The organism is Streptococcus sp. 27098_8_113, assembly GCF_041432545.1.
Classification (GTDB): domain Bacteria; phylum Bacillota; class Bacilli; order Lactobacillales; family Streptococcaceae; genus Streptococcus.
In genome coordinates this window covers 107,416-122,291 of sequence record NZ_JAPVZU010000003.1, presented here as the reverse complement: position 1 = coordinate 122,291, position 14,876 = coordinate 107,416, and the positions used below count along the sequence as shown (strand labels likewise).

Genomic DNA, 14,876 nt, shown 5'->3' with positions numbered 1-14,876 from the left:
CAATGACCTAAAGCATGATCCCGTAACCAAATACTAACTATTTGCAATATCATCTTCAGAATATAGCATTCCTAAAAAGTCTTCAAATGTTTCTGAAACAAACTCTACACTAGGATGCCATTCGTATGAATCCTCACGCTTCCAATAACATACCTTGGGTTTCTGGGTCCCTTCTCTATAATCTAAACATATAAAGTCACCACCGAACAGTATTGCTACTGGTAATAGTTCTACACCAACAGAATCTGGTTCCACACTTAAAATTTCTAGTATTGGACTTTCTATAACATCAATATCGTACATTCCTAGGGAATTCTCTTCAAAATCATCTAAAATACAAAGGAATCTTTCTATAACATACTCTTTATCATCACTGATTTTAAAAAGATTCTTTTTAGGAATTATCCCATTATATCTGATTATGAATTCCTTAAAGGAACTCGGTAACTCAATGCACCATTCTTCCTCTTTTTCCTTAACTAATTCAATACTTGGCAAAGGGAGGATTACCGTTCTAATATCTTTCACTTTCTAATTTTTTCCTTTCTTTTTATATTTAGAATGAATGCCACATTCAATATATATTAGCAGCGCTATACAAGAACTACATACACCTCATAAAAAATCAATCATGATAATACATACTACTATATATAACTAATCTAAAATTTCAGATATTTTTACCTCTTTTTCCTCATTTAAATCATAGAAACCAACATGAACCCCCTCCTCGTATAGCCACGCTAAATTCGTCCCATACTTCGCTTCAAAAATTTCTTCCATCACGGGTGCAATAGAAAACATGGTTTTTGCTAATACAATTTCAAAATTTTTGGGATTATTTACGTATTCCTTATCATCGGAACTAGAATAAATAGTCCATCCATTTAATTGTAACAGTCGAGATTTTTCTCTGTAAGTATACGCAATAGGTAATCCATTTTTTACATTCCTTGATAGAACAAATCCTCCATAATTATCATTTACTTTCATTTTCATACTTCTCCAAAATATTTAAAAAATCATTTCTCCAAGATAACTCTTTAGCGTAGTCTAACGCAGATTTACCCGCATCATTTTTTAGAGTATAATCTGCATTATGTTTTAGCAATAATTCATAAATAGGATATGCATCTTGCGTTGTTAATTTTAAAACAGTTAAAGAATAAATTAATGCTACTGATCCATATTTATCAATTGCATTAATATTTATACCCGCTTCAATTAACTTAGCTATTACATTTACTGCGTAATCTACATTCGGTCTCCAATTTGCTTTAAATTGAAAAAAATTATGTAGTGCTGTTCTACCATCTCTATCCTGATAGTTTATATCTATACCTCTATCAAGCAAGAAGTTAATTATCTTAATTCGGCCATCAATTTTATCACTATTAGTGAGGACAACCGATAAAAGATTCAATTGTTCCTTATTTACCTGATTTATACTACCTCTATATAAATCTTTCAGTAATTTAAAATCGCCTACCTGTGCAGCTTCAAATATTGCTTTTGATTCCATATCACCCATCTCCTTACTCATACTTATGACTTCTATTTGCTGAAGGTGTTTCTAATCTAAAATTATTAGGCAGATTCCGTGTGCCTTCAACAACATCTCCCCACCAGGAACCAATCTCATTCGAGCGGTCCTTCAACCAGGCTTAGATGGGGAGATGACGATGATAAGACTCCTAAGTTATTGTTTTATCTATAATCTACACTTGTAATGAAATTTAAATAATCTGAGGATTTTACAGAGCCATCATAAGCATAGTTATAGATTAGTACAACTGCATTGCCTTTATTTATAGTCAGACTCTCTAATACGTTCAATTCACACAACAACTGTTCCTCATAGGAAGCAGTTCGCAAAATAATAGATATATCGTTTGTTTCATTTGACAAAACTGCTTTTTCAATTAAATCTTCATCTATATCATTAATGTCTATCTTAAAATCGTTGAAAAAATCAGAAACAACGATTTCTCCCTCATCATCATAAGTTAGATTAATATAATTTTCTAACTCAGTTAAATTTTTGAAATTACCTATCCAAATAGATACCGTATTGTCTGTTTCCATTTTATTAAATCCTTTCTATCCTGAATATGAAGAATGCGGAACGTCTACTTATCTACCCATCTTATAGCGACGAACAGCGTCCATTTCTCCATATCTGAAAGAAGTTTCGACCTATTCTCTTCTGTTCGATTCGATGAAAAATGTTGTAAACTATCTTTTATATTCATTCTTTTTCAATTCCTTATCTAAATCTTGAAGTAAGTAAATAATCTCACTTTGATAATGTGTTGTCTCATCTGCAAACATTCTAACTAGACTTTTAAGATTTATGTTTTTTGCTACTTCTCCACTTTCTACAATTTCATTTGCTAATTGATAAATACTTTGAATTGAGCCTGTAACACTTTTTTGTTTGGGGTACTCTTCTTCAATAATAAAAACAATTTTTTCAGCAATTCGCTTTAAACTACTTGTCATATCTCTTTTCTCCTTCAATTATTGATAATCCATCAATTAGGAACTATTCTAAAATCCGAAATCCATTCTAATGGCCAGTCTTAACGAGTGGTCCTGACCCCTCCGCTAAGCTTTTCTGGAGTTCCTCTGGTAAGAGCTTCAAACCCAGCTCAACAATAGAACCTAAAGGATAAATAGGACTGTAGACACTGTCCACAATCCCCATGAAACCCTGTAAATCAGTGATGGAAAATAGTTGACCTAGTTGATTATAATGAATCTAAGCTTCCTGATTCTCATAACTATATGATAATGGAGTAGAAACTAAGTTCAAAGCGCTTGACTACTTGTAAATCCATTAGCTTATCTTCAAATATTATTTTCTACTTTCACCGTATCATACCAGTTATTGAATAATTCTAATTCTGAAGTATCATCTGAAATAGGTGAATAACTATATTTAGATTTGAGACTATTGCTGCTCCTATTATAAATAATTTTGATTTCGGTAGGTACTTCTTTTTTATTATTCTCAAACAAAATCTCGATTTTTTCCAAATCATCAATTCCTAATTCTAGAAGTTGTATCTGTCTATCACGTGAATCATCTATCTTTTCACTTTCACTCAAAAAATCATTAATCTGATTGAGTTTAATTATCTCCCCATTTTTCTTAAAAAATAAATTGAAAAAATAACTACCTTCTTCCATATAACCATACAAATAAATTTCATCAATTTGACTATTCGAATATTCTAATCCTAAAGACACCAAATCAAATTGAATTTCCATTAATAAATCTTCAAATATCATTTACTTCACTCCATATTACTTCTTGTCAAATCATGTATCACCTCATATTTATGATAATCTTGACATCCTCACTGCGCATAAAGGCAGTCGAGACTTGTTGATGGGAGAGCTCGATAAAATTCAAATCAAATTTCACTGCGTTGCTTTTCTAATTTTATCATTATGGTTTGTCCCACAAAGGAGAAGGATATTCTGGTTCCTCGTTAGTCATCACTTGCAACCTGTTATATTTTACAGTTAAATCCAATATCTCAAATAAGCATTGCTCTGCTTCTTCAAAATTTCCAAATGTTCTAATCTTTCCTATAATACTTGCCCTATCTCCTAAAGAATAAACTAAGTATACTTTTTCCCCCTCATCATATTCTATTCGAGTTTGCCAATCTTCTCTCCCTTTATTCCTGCCATTAAATACGGAGACTCTTAGCGTAGTATAATTCAACTCTTCAATTTTCTGTTGAATTATTTTTTTTCATACATCAATTTATCCATTTATTTTATCTCCTTTAATAGTCCCATTTTTTCGTACCAGCTAACAGATGTTCCAAGTTTAATCTGCGTTCCACCACAATAAATATCTATTCTTTAATTTCCAGATTCATTGTCCTCATCATCTAAAATTATTTCATCTGAACTGACTAACTCCTCTTTGGTAATTTCTCCCATTTTAAATCTGCGTCTTTTGTTTAGATCAAAAATTATTTCATGCAAATCTGCAAAGTAAGAAGAAAAGTTAGCCATCGAAGACAATAACTCGTAATAGAATTGACTGTATTGCTCATCAGCTATACTTTGATCAATTATTTCTTCCTTGAATGCTGAAATACCTGACATAAGCTCTTGAAAGTCATCAGATAGATTATCATCTATCAATTCTTTAAAATCTTTTAATTTCTTATTTTCTTCTAACGAGTATCCTAGCCTCGAATTGAATCGTTTACACACCTCATAAAGTTTATAGATTTCTTCCTTCAATGTAATTTCCTTCCTTTAGCTTTTAATAACTTATCTGTGTTTAAAGTACCATCAAGATTAAGTACAGATTTAAAATTACCACGTTTATCAAAAACTTCAAAATGGTCCATATGTAAACCATCCAAATACAGGTAATCTCCTTTGCGCAAATTTCTATCAACCTTCTTCATCACTTCATAAACACTCTGCCCGTCTTACTTCTTCTTAGTCTTTCTAAGACTTCCCACAATCTTTTATCCAAATTCTGTTTCAAAAAACTCCGACATATTATTAACAGCTTGTGTGACTCGCTCCGCCCTACCAGAACCAGCTACACCTCTCACAACATCATCCGCATGTTTGCTTGAGAAGTGCATCACCTCACGTAGAGTCTTACTCTCAACGCTAAATGCAGGCATTGAGCCTATACCTCCCGCAAAGGCAAATGCTTCTTGACGGATACTGACTGGGATTCGGGTGTCTAATAATTTCTCGCCAAATTTCCCGATGGCATTATTGCTCTTCACTAAGATATTGTCAACCTTCATCATAGGCATCCATATGGGTAACATTATCCCAGAGGGATTTTCCGGTCTGCTAAGCACGAAAAGCTGCCGCATAGCTAGCATTGGGATCCTGGCCACGCTGAGCCGCTCCTGGATCTGTCAGAGCAGTGTAAGTTCCTACTCCTAACTCCGCAAGGCTAGACAGGTTAGCTACCGTTCCTTGCAAGTCCCGCTCCATCCACTCTGGCATTTTCTAACCTAAAAGTATACTACAAAAAGCTATCACGCAGATAATTATTTACTAATTTTCTACCATATTTAAAAACTCACTAAATGAATTTGACAAAAAATAAGTATTCATATCATCAGTAGACGATGCAAATTCATAGGTATCATCATAATAATAAATTCCAGCATTATCATCATTGCTCAGCCAGAACACTATGAAGCCATGTTGAATAGTGTCCCCAATAATGATTGAATTTGGGAATAAATCATCCCGATACTCACTAGTCCACTGTTCGATATCTGCATTTTTCATATTCGTTTCAACACCGAACATTACATCAATATTAATTTCTTCACTAATTTGAGAAATTCTTATTAAATTTTTATATTTATAAGCTGTATTTCTACCACCATTTTCTTGTAATAAAAATCTTTTATAATCTTCTGGTAAAACTACTTCATATTTATTTTCTAATATTGAAATTGCTTCTTCATTGGCGAATCCAAACCTATCAAGCTTCATTGTCATTTTTATTTATTTCCTTTCATAATTGATATACCACCTCGATGAGTAAATTACCTGTGTATAGCCCTATCAACCGCTTGCAACGTTTTTCCATAAAACAACGGTCACGGGGTTATGGACATTGTTGATTTCATACATATAATTTAATATAACTTAGAATAATATCATTGTAAAAATTACTTCAATTATTCAATCACAGTCAATTGATTTATAAACTCCTCAAAAGAGTTAGCTATAAAATAAGTATTTCCATCATCATCCGAACCCTCTAAGTTATAAGCATGATCATAATAATACACCCCTTTATCTTCTCCTTTACAAACTAAAATAAAGAACCCCATCAGTACATCATCTCCAATAATAAGAGTGTTTTCAGGTAAAGATTCTTTGTAGTCTTGAGTCCATTCAAGAATGTTACAATTCTCGGTTTCTGTATCAATTCCATATAGAATATCTAGGGCTATTACTTCTTGATTCAAAGGAAGTGCTATACCAAGCTCACCCTCTGCGCACATCCCATTATTCGATAGAATAAATTCCTTATAATCTAAAGGAAATGAGATATTTAAAGTATTTTCAACTCGAGTAATTTGCTCCTCATTTATTTTTTTAAAACCTTCTAAAATCATCTTATTTTCCTTTCTTTAGAGAAACTCCTCCGCGATGGGTAAACTCTGCGCGAATGCTCTTATTCACTTCTTGTAATGTCTTTAAGTCTTCATGATGGTGCCATGTGTTACTTCGAAGTTTTTTCAATCTGAAGCTTCGCAATATCTACATAAAATCCCATTAGCCTTCCTCCGTGTTTAAACACGGCTCGTAAACACTAGCTTTTATGTGATTAATTTCGATTTTTCTTCCTGTATCCAAGCTTCAAAAACATCTGATACTGATAAATCTTCATTTTTTTTCATACATTGCATCGTATCTGTAATTGCTTTTAAGACTATTATTTTTCACATCATATACCAATCTTATTTCAGTAGGTACCTCTTTAGAGTTCTCTTCAAAGAGTACTTCTATCTTTTCTGCATCCTCTATTCCATATTCTAATAGCGAGAATTGGATATCATCTGAATCATTAATTTTTTCTGACAAATACTCATTTACATCACTTTTCTCAGAAATGAAACCACCAATTTTATAGAAAACATCAAAAGAAACTAAACAATCCTCTAAAACCACATATATATAAACTGTCTCTGCTTTATTTTCTACATACTCGAGTGATAAAGAAATCATATCAGATTGAATATCCATCAATTGAGCTTCGAATACTTTATTCATACTAACTACCTCTTATAGATATTTCTAATAATCTCTATTCTTGTTTTTCTATCAATTTTATATCGAACTTGAAATTTTGATAGCCTTAATGAGTTGCTATCATACTTAATTTTGACAGTTACGCTAACTTTTTTATTATCCTTAAGTGCATTCATCCATTCTCTCTCAAGACGACGATGCTCTTTCAAGTTAACATCTTTCGCTTGTGATAATAAATGAAAAATTAAAGCAAGCCAAATGACTCGCTTATATTTGATGCAATAACCATCTCGGTTAGTGAAGTAGTTGTACTCACCCACTTCAACAACCGATTCTGTGAAGCTACTCTGGTAAAAATAATAGTATAAAAATGATACTATTTCGTTCTTCCTTTTACCACTTTCTCCTTGTTTTCCTCCAACCACTGTAGATAAAGCTTTGCATAGCGCTCTTCCTCATCATTACGGTAACCTTCAAATATGACTTCGTCAATATCTTCTTCGTTAAAATAATAAATCTCTTCTGGCTTGAGACCGTCTGGAAAAACAGAGCCTGTATAGTCAAAAACAACATCTGTTCCCTCCTGATTAACAATCATTCCACGACCAATAATCACAACTTTCTGGTTGCCGTCTGCTAGGTAAACAATACTCCCTAATGGTAATAACATTTTATGCCTCCTATGCTCCTGTGTATTTTTAATTTGAAACTTATATTTATTTAGAGTTATTTCTATAAAATAAGGGTACAATATCAAAGCATATCCCCCAACAAAAGTGAAGAAGAATAATGTAAAATAATTTGATGTGAGTATTCCGACTATAAAGCAAGCGGATAATCCTAAAACAAAGGAAATAAATTTTGCTAATTTTTCAGGTAAATATGTTTTCTCAGATTTAATTACTGTAGTAGGGCTTATTATTTTATGGTCTAATTGTCCAAGGTCAATGCTTTTATCCAAGCCTAAATTTAAAAAAGTAATAATCAGTAGCAGACCTACAACAAATACAACTAAAATCGGAAGCCATAACTGAGGGATTTTATCATTATGAGCAAAAGTAGGTGGAAAGAACAATAACCACAATGCTACCACTAAACTGATAAAACTACTAGCATTGATACTTTTAAAAACAGATAACCATTTTGGATTAGGCTTAATTTTATATCTATCTGATATATCTGTAACATCATAAATATTATAACTTGAAAAATGTTTTGGAAAAAATCCCCACAAATAATTCCGAACGTCTCTAGGATTAAAATAATCTATTACATAAAGACGGTTATGGACTTCTATTAAATAATAACGATTGTCTAGTCTACCTACTACACGGGCTACATATTTATCTTTTTTTTCCATTATCCAAAAACTCCTTTAATTGCTTTAAGTGGATTGCTAAATAAAATAATAAACTAGCGTTTTTTAATTGCTGATTCAAAAATTCTCTATATTCTCCATTTGAAATATAAAAAGGACTCAGAGATAATTGATTATATTAATGACGATTTACGGATTTCACAGCTACCACTGCCACAATAGTCGCTAAAACAAATAGAGTCATTTTAACATAACTATTTTCTAAAATGGTTAGAGGATAACTCTTCCTTATGATAAACAGAGCTACTAATACTGCACTGAGAATCCAACCATTTATTTTGTAAGGAATTTCTTTTGACTGAGATACTTTAAGACTTCCTTCATTCAAATCGTAATAGACTGGATTCTTTTTATAGTAGCTAAAGGGAATTATTTTTTTATAATCGTACATGTCTTTTACTCACTTGAACAACACTTCCAATAGTCAAGTAATTACTCATTCTCTAACTCCTTTATCAATTGTGAAAAGGCAACACTTTGATACAATTCCAATAGATACATCTTTCATCCTCTCAATATTTGAAAAACTAACCGAGATTCTAAGCAACTTACAATCAAATTATATATCCTTAGTATACAAATGTATTATATAACGAAGATAATTAAGTTTGGTTTATCCAGGATCTACATCTATAGAAGTTATTTTGTAGCCATCCTCATTGTATAAAAATTCTAATTGTAGGGTTAAATCTACCAATTCAGAATCGGAGGTCATCTGATATTCAACAGCAAAGCCAGTTTGATCATTAAATTCATAAACTTGTAATTGAGAATACTCATAATTCGGATTGAAATTACATTCGACACCATATTCATCAATTTTATCAAAATCATTTAATTGTAATGAATCGTCAATATATTCAAGTAACTCTCTTACATCATCAACTTCTGAACCATCAACACAATCCATAATATCTCTATAGTTATTTAGATGAATTGCTCTTAAAATCTTTTTAAGTACTTCAATTACTTTTTCTTCATTTTGGTAGTTTTCTTTGTACTCAAAATCATCGAATATTCCCATGATAATATTTCCTTTTTTAGTAGTCATTTTTAAATCTTATGAAGATTAAAAATGTTTTTCTAACAAACTCACACACTCGGCGGTTCAGACTTACCGTAATATCTCGTCGGTGCCCCTCCTCATTCTACGAGTCCTTTACCCCAGGGCACCTTCTCGACCTTCGGTCTCACCTTATCGCATGGGCGGAGCATCTAGTTCTACTTCGCTGATACCTCAGCTCGAACAAGCAGTGCTACCGCCTCAACATGATGCGTCTGCGGAAATAGATCAACAGGCTGGACTTTCTTCAGTTCGTAGCCTAGCTCTTGATAGAGTTTGATATCACGCGCCATGGTGGCAGGATTGCAGGAGATATAGACAATCCGCTGGGGCTCCATGCTGACACTAGAAGTGATAAAGCTCTCTGTCAAGCCCTTGCGCGGCGGATCGACTAGGATGACATCCGCCTTGATACCCTGATCCAGCCAAGTTTGGATGGCTTTTTCTGCAGGGGCGCAAACATAGCTGGCATTGGTGATACCGTTGAGCTCTGCGTTTCGCTGACTATTTTCCACAGCCTCAGGAATGACCTCGACTCCATAGACCTGCTGGACTCGGTCAGCCAGCGACAGACCAATAGTGCCAATGCCTGAGTAGGCATCCAGCACAATATCCTCTTTTTTAAAATCAGCAAAGTCAAAGGCCGTCTGATATAGCTTTTCTGCCATCTCAGTATTGACTTGGTAAAAGGCTGGCGCAGCAATCTGGAATTGCTTGCCCAGCATGCTGTCAGTGATGAAGTCTTGGCCATAGAGTGTCCGAAATTCCCGACCGAAAATAGCATTGCCCGGCTGGTCGTTGATATTTTGCATGATAGACTTAATTGCTGGGAAAGCCTCTGTCAAACGTTCAACCAGCTGCTCCACTCGAAAAATCTTAGGCCGACTGGTCACCAAAATCACCATGATTTCACCCGAATAATGGCCACGACGAACAACCAGATTGCGGATCAGACCAGTGCCTTCCTTCTCATCGTAAGGCTTGAGGTCAAATCGGCGCAGCAAGTCACGTATAAAAACAATCACTTGGTCAATAACTGGATCCTGAATATAAAAGTCCTCAATCGGCAGGAGGTCATGGGAATTTTTTCGGAAAAAGCCAGTTTCCAGCTGGCCATTGACACGACGGACTGGCACTTGAGCTTTATTACGGTAGGCCAGCGGCTGATTCATGCCCAGTGTTTCCAGCACTTCTACACCCGAAATGCCAGCAATTTTATAGAGACAGTCCTGCACTTGCTTGCCTTTAAAAGCTAGCTGAGCTGGGTAAGCCAAGTGTCCCAAATCAGCAATTCCAGTCCGCAAATAGGCCAAATCGACATGCTCATTGCGCTGAACAGACTTCTTCAAAAACTCCTCAACTCGGCCGAAGCCGATTTTTTTATTGACCTTGAGGACACGCATGCGAATCACTTCACTCGGCAGGGCATTTTCAATGAAAAAAACGCGGCCGTCTACCTTGGCCACACCCGCTCCCTCATGACTCAGATCTACAATTTCTACTTCAATAATATCGTTCTTTTTTAACATTTCTTTACTTTCTAATCCATCCTGCGCTCAACTGCAATTATACTAAAGCAGGGAATCACAGGCTTTTCTACTGTTTATTTCTTTCTTCCTATTGGAAAATATGTTCACATTTCTGCTCTGCTATTTTCCAAAAAGAAAGGGAAGAGACAAAATCTGCCACTTCCCATTATATCATAAGAGCCCTATCTTAAGCCCATTTGTTTCAATCTTTCTTTATAGGCTTCAAAATCAATCAAGAGTCCTTGTCCACCATACATATCATAGGTATCCGTCCAGTCGCCTAGTTCTGGTATAGTGAGGCGCTCTATCCCATTGCGTGAATCAAGCACCAAGGATAAGCCTTGTGACCAAATAAAACTCTGAGGTACATTGGTCGAGGTCAAGGCAAAAACTTTTCCTAACGCTTCAGATCCTGTAAAAAGCTTCGTAGGGTCTTTTATCTGCTGCATGATAGCGGTCAAGACTTCTTGCTGGCGGCGTGTACGTCCAAAGTCACCCTCATCGTCCTTACGGAAGCGGGCATAGTTTAAGAGCGTCCGACCATCCATGTGCTGACGACCAACTTTGATGGTTTGAGTAGGAACCACTCCATCCTTCATGTTCAAATCATCTGGGACTTCCACTTCTGTGACTTTTTCGCCATCAATCGTCGAAAATTTAGCATCCATAAATACACCATTTGGAAAGAGGGTGTCAATTGCAGTCGCAAAGGTGTTAAAGTCCACTAGAGCATAGTATTTAATGTCAATATCGAAGTTATCTTTCAAAGCTTGACGAACTGCCTCAGCTCCACGATGATTGTCTTGTTCACCAAAAGTATAGGCGGAGTTCAATTTTTGATCATAATAATCATCATCCGTCGGCTCCGTGTAGGAATTGCTGACACCGTCAATATGAATCAAGGTATCACGCATAAAGCTGACCAACTTCATTTTATGGTCTTTATTGCCAACGTTCAAGACCATAATTGAATCGGTCCGAGTCTCCGTTGAATTTTCTCCAATTCGTCCGTCTGTCCCTAAAACAAGAATATTGATCCCATCTCGAGCATCATGACCATCAAAGTACTCAACATCAGCTGCTTTAAGATTTCCTGGTCTCGCTGTATTTAAGCCTTTGAAAAACATAAAGAGCATGCCAGAAACGACCAAAAGCACAAAAATCAGGAGCCACATCAGCACGCGCTTCGGACGAATTTTTTTGTAGGTTCTCGGAGTTTTCTGAGTTGATTTTTTCGTTTCTTGCTTTAAAGAATTACGGGAATTCTTTTGACTTCTGCTGAGAGAACCTTTACCCGGGTATTTGGGTAACAAACCGGATGAATCCGTCTTCGGATCTTCTGATGAAGCCTGCACATTCTCCCTAGTAGACGCCTTTTGCGCAGCATCTGGCCGTCCTTTCGACTTTTGGCGGAGGTAATTATACTCCTCTTTTTCATGTTCGTTAAGATAGTAATAGTTTGTATGGAGATAATCCAGCCTTAACTGCTCGTGTCGACTCAGATTTTCTGTTTCTCTCATCTCTGCTCCAATCTATAATCCTGAATTTGAAAAACGGGATAACTGCCTAGAATTTTATAGGTTATACCAAGTGCGGTAAGCTCTTGGTAAGCGAAATCCACTAATTCTTTCCGTTCATTATCAATATCAATAATAAAGAAATATTCCCCTAGGGCTGTTTTAAGAGGGCGACTTTCAATCTTTGTCAGATCAATGCCACGCCAAGCAAAGGTTGATAGTGCCTTATACAATGCACCGGGCAGATTATCCGGTAAGGTCAGAGCTAAACTCTGCTTTTCCTCTTGCTTTAGAAGCTTAAGAGTAGGGGTGGTTTGTCCCAAAATCCAGAAACGAGTGAAATTTTCCTCCATTTCCTGAATATCCTGAGCCACCACTTGCAAGCCATACTCAACTGCCGCAGTCCGCGGTGCAATAGCCGCAAAAGGTTGGTCAGGATGCTCTGCTACAAAGCGAGCCGCATAAGCTGTACTAGCTGTAATTTCTATTGCTGCTTCTGGATAATGCTGGCGAATATAGCCTTTCCCCTGAGCAAGCGCCTGAGGATGGGAAAAAACTTTCTCAATGGGCTTGTCCAAACTGGTCGCCAATAACTGCTGCTTAATGGGCTGAACAATCTCTGCTACCGCTTGGATCTCAGCTTGATGGAAAAGATAATCCAAGGTCTCATGGACACTTCCTTCAATCGAATTTTCCACGGGAACGACTGAATAATCCACTTCTTTCCCTTCATAGGCCTTCATCACTTCTGTGATATTTTGGTAGGGCACCAAGTCTGCTTGGGGAAAGGCTTCTTGGGCAACATGGTGGGAAAAAGATCCCTTGGGTCCTAAAAAAGCTACTTTCATTGAATTTCCTCAATAATTTCTTGTGGCGTTTTTCCTACCACGTCAATTGTTTGTGTCGCGACCGTCTCATAGAGAGCCTGGCGTTGTTCAAAAATCTCCTGCAAATCTGCCCTGCTCTTTGTCAGATACAAGGGACGCTGATTTTCCTGATCTCCCTCAATCCGACGAAAGAGGGTCTCAAAGTCAGCTTTCAAATAAATATTTTGGGAGTTTTGAGCCAATAAGTCACGGTTTTGGGGGCTCAAGACGACACCGCCTCCCGTAGAAAGCACGACATCCTGCTGGATACACTCAGCCAAGACTTCAGCTTCAATTTTTCGAAAGGCTTGCTCGCCGTATTGAGCAAAATACTCTTGGATGGACATGCCGATTTTTTGGACAATCAGCTCGTCCATATCCAGAAAATCTGCTGACAAGGCTCTCGCAATCGTTGATTTTCCCGCTCCCATGAAGCCAAGTAAAATCTTAGCCATTCACTAAGCCCTCCAAGTCTGAGAAGAAGCTTGGATAGCTGGTATTGATTGCTTCTGCCCGCTCCAGCTCCACCTCTCCATCCGAAACTAACAGGGCCGCAATGGCTGCCATCATTCCAATACGGTGGTCACCGAACGTATTGATGGTTGCACCATGGAGAAGCGTTTTTCCATCGATAATCATGCCATCTGCTGTAGGGCTAATGGCTGCTCCCATGCTATTTAAGGCGTCTGCGACAACCTGAATCCGATCGGTTTCTTTGACCTTTAACTCCTCGGCATCTCGGATCACCGTTCTGCCCTCAGCTTGGGTGGCTAAAAGGGCAATTATCGGAAGCTCGTCTATCAAGCGCGGAATAATTTCTCCGCCAATCTCAGTTCCTTTCAGCTCAGAAGTCTCAACGGTAATCGTAGCGGATTTGGCCACCTCATCTATATTAGAAAGGGTCATCTTACCGCCCATTGCCTTGATAACATCAAGAATCCCCGTCCGAGTTTCATTGATTCCAACATTTTCTAGGACGATTTTGGAATGGGGAAGAATCAAGCCTGCAACTAGCCAGAAGGCTGCACTGGAAATATCACCAGGCACTCTCACTTCTTGCCCAGTAAAGGTCTGACCACCCTGCACACGGATTTCTTTATCCTTGACCTCAATTTGACCACCAAATTGGACAATCATATCCTCTGTATGGTTACGGGTAATTTCCTTTTCAATAATGACTGACTCGCCTTGAGCCTGTAAAGCCGCAAAAATCAAGGCTGATTTGACTTGAGCGGAAGCCACTGGCAGCTGGTAATGGATAGGCTTTAAATCTTTTCGGCCATGAATGTGTAGTGGCGGTAAATCTCGTTCTGTCTGACCCCAAATATCCACACCCATTTGACTAAGAGGCAGGGTTACCCGATCCATCGGACGCTTGGACAAACTATCATCGCCAAACATCTCTGCTGCAAAATCCTGACCTGCCAAGAGACCCGAAATCAAGCGGATAGAGGTCCCTGAATTTCCCATGTCTAATTTATTGTGTGGCGCCTTGAGACCATCAAACCCAACACCATGGATCTTGACAGTCTTTCCATCATCCTCTATCTTAACGCCTAAATCACGAAAGACCTGCATCGTAGAAAGGACATCCTCACCTCTCAAAATATCGTGAACCACTGTAAGGCCCTTGGCCAAGCTCCCGAACATAATCGAACGGTGACTGATTGATTTGTCGCCCGGCACACGGATGCGACCATTCAGGCCTTTTACCTTTGTTCTTAACTTCATAGATGCCCCTTTCAATTG

The 14,876-nt window shown here is 37.1% G+C and carries 24 protein-coding genes; all 24 read right to left on the bottom strand.

Translation table 11 applies throughout. From position 1 onward, the window contains the following. Positions 1 to 33: 33 nt before the first annotated feature. A complete protein-coding gene (locus O3644_RS03235) occupies positions 34 to 528 on the bottom strand; it encodes an SMI1/KNR4 family protein (protein WP_371595033.1) in 495 nt (164 codons plus the stop codon). A gap of 129 nt (positions 529 to 657) precedes the next feature. After that, the gene (locus O3644_RS03230) at positions 658 to 993 is read right to left on the bottom strand and encodes a DUF2185 domain-containing protein (protein ID WP_371595070.1); all 336 of its coding nucleotides are present in this window, start codon (positions 991 to 993) and stop codon (positions 658 to 660) included. Further along, entirely contained in the window at positions 980 to 1,522 is a 543-nt protein-coding gene (locus O3644_RS03225) for an ankyrin repeat domain-containing protein (RefSeq protein WP_371595032.1), read from the bottom strand. The genes O3644_RS03230 and O3644_RS03225 overlap by 14 nt, the downstream gene beginning before the upstream one ends. A 185-nt stretch (positions 1,523 to 1,707) precedes the next feature. Beyond that, positions 1,708 to 2,085 (bottom strand): immunity 22 family protein, encoded by a 378-nt coding sequence (locus O3644_RS03220; protein WP_000447048.1) that lies wholly within the window; start codon positions 2,083 to 2,085, stop codon positions 1,708 to 1,710. A 150-nt stretch (positions 2,086 to 2,235) separates the two neighbouring features. Beyond that, on the bottom strand, positions 2,236 to 2,502 hold the full coding sequence (locus tag O3644_RS03215; RefSeq protein ID WP_371595031.1) for a disulfide bond formation protein: 267 nt from the start codon (positions 2,500 to 2,502) through the stop codon (positions 2,236 to 2,238). A 348-nt stretch (positions 2,503 to 2,850) separates the two neighbouring features. Then, the gene (locus O3644_RS03210) at positions 2,851 to 3,294 is read right to left on the bottom strand and encodes a hypothetical protein (RefSeq protein WP_371595030.1); all 444 of its coding nucleotides are present in this window, start codon (positions 3,292 to 3,294) and stop codon (positions 2,851 to 2,853) included. A gap of 160 nt (positions 3,295 to 3,454) precedes the next feature. Then, on the bottom strand, positions 3,455 to 3,757 hold the full coding sequence (locus O3644_RS03205; RefSeq protein ID WP_277871364.1) for an Imm59 family immunity protein: 303 nt from the start codon (positions 3,755 to 3,757) through the stop codon (positions 3,455 to 3,457). 122 nt (positions 3,758 to 3,879) lie between these two features. Further along, positions 3,880 to 4,269 carry a hypothetical protein gene (locus tag O3644_RS03200; protein ID WP_371595029.1) on the bottom strand — a complete coding sequence of 130 codons (390 nt, stop codon included), beginning with the start codon at positions 4,267 to 4,269 and terminating at the stop codon, positions 3,880 to 3,882. Continuing rightward, positions 4,266 to 4,439, bottom strand: coding sequence for a filamentous hemagglutinin (locus O3644_RS03195; RefSeq protein WP_371595028.1), 174 nt, complete (start codon positions 4,437 to 4,439; stop codon positions 4,266 to 4,268). The genes O3644_RS03200 and O3644_RS03195 overlap by 4 nt, the downstream gene beginning before the upstream one ends. Positions 4,440 to 4,502: 63 nt before the next feature. Beyond that, entirely contained in the window at positions 4,503 to 4,799 is a 297-nt protein-coding gene (locus O3644_RS03190) for a hypothetical protein (protein WP_371595027.1), read from the bottom strand. Positions 4,800 to 4,845: 46 nt separating this feature from the next. Beyond that, positions 4,846 to 5,004 carry a diguanylate cyclase gene (locus O3644_RS03185; RefSeq protein WP_371595026.1) on the bottom strand — a complete coding sequence of 53 codons (159 nt, stop codon included), beginning with the start codon at positions 5,002 to 5,004 and terminating at the stop codon, positions 4,846 to 4,848. A gap of 51 nt (positions 5,005 to 5,055) precedes the next feature. Beyond that, positions 5,056 to 5,511: an SMI1/KNR4 family protein gene (locus O3644_RS03180; protein WP_371595025.1), complete on the bottom strand. Its 456-nt coding sequence runs from the start codon at positions 5,509 to 5,511 to the stop codon at positions 5,056 to 5,058. Between the two features lie 182 nt (positions 5,512 to 5,693). Next, positions 5,694 to 6,137 carry an SMI1/KNR4 family protein gene (locus tag O3644_RS03175; protein WP_371595024.1) on the bottom strand — a complete coding sequence of 148 codons (444 nt, stop codon included), beginning with the start codon at positions 6,135 to 6,137 and terminating at the stop codon, positions 5,694 to 5,696. Between the two features lies 1 nt (position 6,138). Continuing rightward, positions 6,139 to 6,264, bottom strand: coding sequence for an HNH endonuclease (locus O3644_RS03170; protein ID WP_371595023.1), 126 nt, complete (start codon positions 6,262 to 6,264; stop codon positions 6,139 to 6,141). Between the two features lie 144 nt (positions 6,265 to 6,408). Further along, entirely contained in the window at positions 6,409 to 6,795 is a 387-nt protein-coding gene (locus O3644_RS03165) for a hypothetical protein (RefSeq protein WP_371595022.1), read from the bottom strand. 5 nt (positions 6,796 to 6,800) lie between these two features. Continuing rightward, positions 6,801 to 7,094, bottom strand: coding sequence for a DNA/RNA non-specific endonuclease (locus O3644_RS03160; protein WP_371595069.1), 294 nt, complete (start codon positions 7,092 to 7,094; stop codon positions 6,801 to 6,803). A gap of 56 nt (positions 7,095 to 7,150) precedes the next feature. Continuing rightward, positions 7,151 to 7,444, bottom strand: coding sequence for a DUF4176 domain-containing protein (locus tag O3644_RS03155; RefSeq protein ID WP_371595068.1), 294 nt, complete (start codon positions 7,442 to 7,444; stop codon positions 7,151 to 7,153). A gap of 826 nt (positions 7,445 to 8,270) precedes the next feature. Next, entirely contained in the window at positions 8,271 to 8,543 is a 273-nt protein-coding gene (locus tag O3644_RS03150; protein ID WP_371595021.1) for a hypothetical protein, read from the bottom strand. 222 nt (positions 8,544 to 8,765) lie between these two features. Further along, entirely contained in the window at positions 8,766 to 9,176 is a 411-nt protein-coding gene (locus O3644_RS03145; RefSeq protein ID WP_371595067.1) for a hypothetical protein, read from the bottom strand. A gap of 197 nt (positions 9,177 to 9,373) precedes the next feature. Further along, positions 9,374 to 10,744: a 23S rRNA (uracil(1939)-C(5))-methyltransferase RlmD gene (gene rlmD / locus O3644_RS03140; RefSeq protein WP_371595020.1), complete on the bottom strand. Its 1,371-nt coding sequence runs from the start codon at positions 10,742 to 10,744 to the stop codon at positions 9,374 to 9,376. A gap of 182 nt (positions 10,745 to 10,926) precedes the next feature. Next, complete coding sequence (locus O3644_RS03135) at positions 10,927 to 12,264, bottom strand: LCP family protein (RefSeq protein ID WP_371595019.1); 1,338 nt, start codon at positions 12,262 to 12,264, stop codon at positions 10,927 to 10,929. After that, entirely contained in the window at positions 12,261 to 13,109 is an 849-nt protein-coding gene (gene pheA, locus O3644_RS03130; RefSeq protein ID WP_371595018.1) for a prephenate dehydratase, read from the bottom strand. The genes O3644_RS03135 and pheA overlap by 4 nt, the downstream gene beginning before the upstream one ends. After that, positions 13,106 to 13,582, bottom strand: coding sequence for a shikimate kinase (locus O3644_RS03125; protein WP_247951322.1), 477 nt, complete (start codon positions 13,580 to 13,582; stop codon positions 13,106 to 13,108). The genes pheA and O3644_RS03125 overlap by 4 nt, the downstream gene beginning before the upstream one ends. Continuing rightward, on the bottom strand, positions 13,575 to 14,858 hold the full coding sequence (gene aroA, locus O3644_RS03120; RefSeq protein WP_062005210.1) for a 3-phosphoshikimate 1-carboxyvinyltransferase: 1,284 nt from the start codon (positions 14,856 to 14,858) through the stop codon (positions 13,575 to 13,577). The genes O3644_RS03125 and aroA overlap by 8 nt, the downstream gene beginning before the upstream one ends. Positions 14,859 to 14,876 lie beyond the last annotated feature (18 nt).

What these genes read in the sequence shown, in the direction of transcription:
- O3644_RS03135 (WP_371595019.1), bottom strand. Translation starts at nt 12,264, where the DNA reads ATGAGAGAAACAGAAAATCTGAGTCGACACGAGCAGTTAAGGCTGGAT.
- O3644_RS03155 (WP_371595068.1), bottom strand. Translation starts at nt 7,444, where the DNA reads ATGTTATTACCATTAGGGAGTATTGTTTACCTAGCAGACGGCAACCAG.
- O3644_RS03150 (WP_371595021.1), bottom strand. Translation starts at nt 8,543, where the DNA reads ATGTACGATTATAAAAAAATAATTCCCTTTAGCTACTATAAAAAGAAT.
- O3644_RS03175 (WP_371595024.1), bottom strand. Translation starts at nt 6,137, where the DNA reads ATGATTTTAGAAGGTTTTAAAAAAATAAATGAGGAGCAAATTACTCGA.
- O3644_RS03220 (WP_000447048.1), bottom strand. Translation starts at nt 2,085, where the DNA reads ATGGAAACAGACAATACGGTATCTATTTGGATAGGTAATTTCAAAAAT.
- O3644_RS03165 (WP_371595022.1), bottom strand. Translation starts at nt 6,795, where the DNA reads ATGAATAAAGTATTCGAAGCTCAATTGATGGATATTCAATCTGATATG.
- O3644_RS03190 (WP_371595027.1), bottom strand. Translation starts at nt 4,799, where the DNA reads ATGATGAAGGTTGACAATATCTTAGTGAAGAGCAATAATGCCATCGGG.
- O3644_RS03230 (WP_371595070.1), bottom strand. Translation starts at nt 993, where the DNA reads ATGAAAGTAAATGATAATTATGGAGGATTTGTTCTATCAAGGAATGTA.
- aroA (WP_062005210.1), bottom strand. Translation starts at nt 14,858, where the DNA reads ATGAAGTTAAGAACAAAGGTAAAAGGCCTGAATGGTCGCATCCGTGTG.
- O3644_RS03125 (WP_247951322.1), bottom strand. Translation starts at nt 13,582, where the DNA reads ATGGCTAAGATTTTACTTGGCTTCATGGGAGCGGGAAAATCAACGATT.
- O3644_RS03225 (WP_371595032.1), bottom strand. Translation starts at nt 1,522, where the DNA reads ATGGAATCAAAAGCAATATTTGAAGCTGCACAGGTAGGCGATTTTAAA.
- rlmD (WP_371595020.1), bottom strand. Translation starts at nt 10,744, where the DNA reads ATGTTAAAAAAGAACGATATTATTGAAGTAGAAATTGTAGATCTGAGT.
- O3644_RS03145 (WP_371595067.1), bottom strand. Translation starts at nt 9,176, where the DNA reads ATGGGAATATTCGATGATTTTGAGTACAAAGAAAACTACCAAAATGAA.
- O3644_RS03215 (WP_371595031.1), bottom strand. Translation starts at nt 2,502, where the DNA reads ATGACAAGTAGTTTAAAGCGAATTGCTGAAAAAATTGTTTTTATTATT.
- O3644_RS03185 (WP_371595026.1), bottom strand. Translation starts at nt 5,004, where the DNA reads ATGCCAGAGTGGATGGAGCGGGACTTGCAAGGAACGGTAGCTAACCTG.
- O3644_RS03210 (WP_371595030.1), bottom strand. Translation starts at nt 3,294, where the DNA reads ATGATATTTGAAGATTTATTAATGGAAATTCAATTTGATTTGGTGTCT.
- pheA (WP_371595018.1), bottom strand. Translation starts at nt 13,109, where the DNA reads ATGAAAGTAGCTTTTTTAGGACCCAAGGGATCTTTTTCCCACCATGTT.
- O3644_RS03195 (WP_371595028.1), bottom strand. Translation starts at nt 4,439, where the DNA reads ATGAAGAAGGTTGATAGAAATTTGCGCAAAGGAGATTACCTGTATTTG.
- O3644_RS03180 (WP_371595025.1), bottom strand. Translation starts at nt 5,511, where the DNA reads ATGACAATGAAGCTTGATAGGTTTGGATTCGCCAATGAAGAAGCAATT.